Origin of the sequence: Pseudanabaena cinerea FACHB-1277 (genome assembly GCF_014696345.1) — a bacterium.
In the GTDB taxonomy this organism is placed as follows: Bacteria; Cyanobacteriota; Cyanobacteriia; order Pseudanabaenales; family Pseudanabaenaceae; genus Pseudanabaena; species Pseudanabaena cinerea.
The window spans coordinates 1-2,786 of record NZ_JACJPY010000169.1 but is presented as its reverse complement, the minus strand read 5'-3'; the positions used below and the strand labels follow the sequence as shown (position 1 = coordinate 2,786).

The 2,786-nt window shown below is 35.5% G+C and carries 2 protein-coding genes; both read right to left on the bottom strand.

What is annotated here, in order from left to right:
• Positions 1–180: 180 nt before the first annotated feature.
• Positions 181–408 (bottom strand): hypothetical protein, encoded by a 228-nt coding sequence (locus H6F44_RS22570; RefSeq protein ID WP_190353328.1) that lies wholly within the window; start codon positions 406–408, stop codon positions 181–183.
• Between the two features lie 26 nt (positions 409–434).
• On the bottom strand, positions 435–2,585 hold the full coding sequence (locus H6F44_RS22565) for a UvrD-helicase domain-containing protein (RefSeq protein ID WP_322096288.1): 2,151 nt from the start codon (positions 2,583–2,585) through the stop codon (positions 435–437).
• Positions 2,586–2,786: the final 201 nt, after the last annotated feature.

Here is a 2,786-nt window from a genome sequence, read left to right as displayed (position 1 = left end):
GAATGCTGCTGGTTTATGGAACTTCTATTTAGATTCTGCTTAAAAATGGATGGAAAAAGTAAAACCCTTTCTGTACTTTACTTTTATTTCCCAACAGGTCTGGTATACAGTCGGATATATTCTTTTACTTTGTCGTTAATCTCTTCCATTATCTTGTTCTCTTTAAATTATGAGTTCTATCTATTTGATTTGTTTGCGGGTTTCTCGTAGTGAGGCATCAGGGGCGGCATCTTGCAATAGGTTTTTAGGATGTCCACCTCTTCTTTGGGCTAGAGTTTGGCGAGGTTTTAGGGTCTGCCAATGTTGATAGATTAGCTTTTTGAGCAGTTCTTCGGATGTGCTGTTTTCTTGAGCAATAATTTCTGCTAGGTAGGCTTCTGTTTCTCGATCTAGGTTGATTGATAGCATTTTCTTTGATTGGTAGATTTTATTGTTTAGCGCCATAGTCCAGATTCATAATCAGAACTCATATCCATAATGTATCCATAGTCTATATGCTCAAATGCACTTGGAGGTTCATAATAATAGTTATTGTCTTCCCATTCCAAATCATCATCTAAGTCATCATCTGGGTCTTGATAATTAGACGTTATTTTACTAAACTCAGTTTCATCTGAGTCTTGTTTATTCATTAAATAATTTCTTTTATATTCTTCTATTTCATCGTCTATATAATCTTCATAATTTTCTATTTGTTCATATTCGTCTTGCTGATAAGATTTAACCAACTTTCCCAGCTTTTGATTTTCCTCCTGTAAACCTGAGTTTGCGATATCCTGATACCTTTGTCTTAGCTTAGAATTATTGATTTCTTCAGTAAGTTGTAAAGCTCTTTGCCATTTACGCTGTTTCAGTAGTAGCTCTACAGCATTTTCAGGATTTTTTGCATAATCGAGCCAAGTATTGATCGCATTATCTAAGTTGCCGTTCTTTTCTTGGACAGATGCTAACCGCTTACCATCATTTGCGCTTACCCACTTCCAACCCTTTTGAGTATAAATTTCTGTTAAAACCTTTTCAAGGGTTGTCCAATTTTCGCGACTTTCACAGAGATCTGCAAATTTGGACAATGTACTTGCCTGTCTATAAATCCCTTCAATACGTTGCCAATTGTCAACTTCCAATAAACAACGTACTGCATCTTTGTGTTCATTGGCGAGACAATAGTTATCCGCCGCTCTCTCAAAATTAGGTACTTTTTTCCATTCAAGCGCAGCTTCTACGCACTTCTTTTGCTTCTCACAGACTACCGCAACTTTTTCCCAGTTTGATAACTTACGCCAACGTCTCTCAGCTTCATCCCAATCTTCACGAATTTCGTATAAAAGAGCAGCATCTTCAAACTTTTCTAGTTGCTCAAGACAAAAAGCTTGACGTTGGTAGTTGTCAGCTTTATCCCAACATCTTTCTGCATCTTCCCAAAGTTTTGCCTTTTCATAATCATTACCTGCGTTCTCCCATTGTTCTAAACTAAACCAAATACGCCCAGCATTTGCAAAATCTCTTGCTTCTTCATAAATCAGTGCATCTACTTTTGCAACGAGATCTAATCGTGGTTGTTTTAGCTTTGCGTATATTTCTCTTGCCTGTTTGTAATTGCCAAGCTGCTCATATTTCTCAGCAGTTTGTATTTTTTCTTCATCTGTCTCGTCTGTATCAAAAAAGGAGTCTAATACTTCAGGTGATTCAGATATTGAAATATGCTCCTTAATTTCTGGATGTTCCCAAAACGAATTAATCTTTTCCCCATCATAAAAATATATTTTTTCTCTTGCTCTCGTAGTACAAACATAGAGTAAATTGTATTTAAATTTTTCAAATTCTTTAGAATCTGATTTCCAGCTTTCAAAATGCTCAAAGAATTTCCAAACTAATACCTCGTTAAACTCTAATCCCTTCACTTCTGTAAAAAGAAAAATTCTTTCTGATTCAATACCATCTTTACTCAATTGCTTCTTGAGTTTACTCTTTTCTTGTTCACTAGCAACAATGATCGCATTGCGTGAACCAAAATCATCGTTATCTCGTAAAATATTTGGCTCGGCTATGTTAATAACCAAGGGCATATCACCGCCTTTCCTATGAGCCTCTTGCGATAGTAACTCAGTATAACCATCATTAAATTCAAGGATTTTGCTTCCCAAATTAACAATGCTTTCCGCAGAACGGAAATTTAGCTTCAGTTCATCGTGTTTAACAGGACGATATCTTGGTAAATCCCTATAAAAAGAGTAAATCAAGGTTTTAACTTTATTCCAACTAAATCCACTAGGATTTATTATTTGGGCTGGATCGCCTGTAAAAAAGAACTCTGGAATATTTACATAGTCATGTCCTAAAAGCCTTAGTAAAAGACTGATTTGATTCTTTGTTAAATCTTGAATTTCATCACAATATATAGCACTGTACTTCTCATCTGCAATACTACCTATTTGTTTTAGGGCTTTGTGAGTAATATCAATTTCATCCCAGTAGTTTTGACTTGTTAGCCAACCTTGATAAATTTTAGCAATATTATACACATCTCTATGATTAGCCCAACTTGATAGACTGCTATCGTTTTTACTTTGTGCATATTCATCTATAGAAAGTAATACATTGTCATTTTCAGTAGAAGATGCAGAACCTTTTATGAACCTTTTATCAAGTTTCGGATTTCTTGCCAGACAGAAACAGGGTCTACACCTGACGGGGCGACAAAAGATATGGGAAGTATGAGTAGATGGGGATTTGAGGATTTAAGATAAAAAAGATAGGTCAAGTCATAGTAAGTATGACCTATCTAG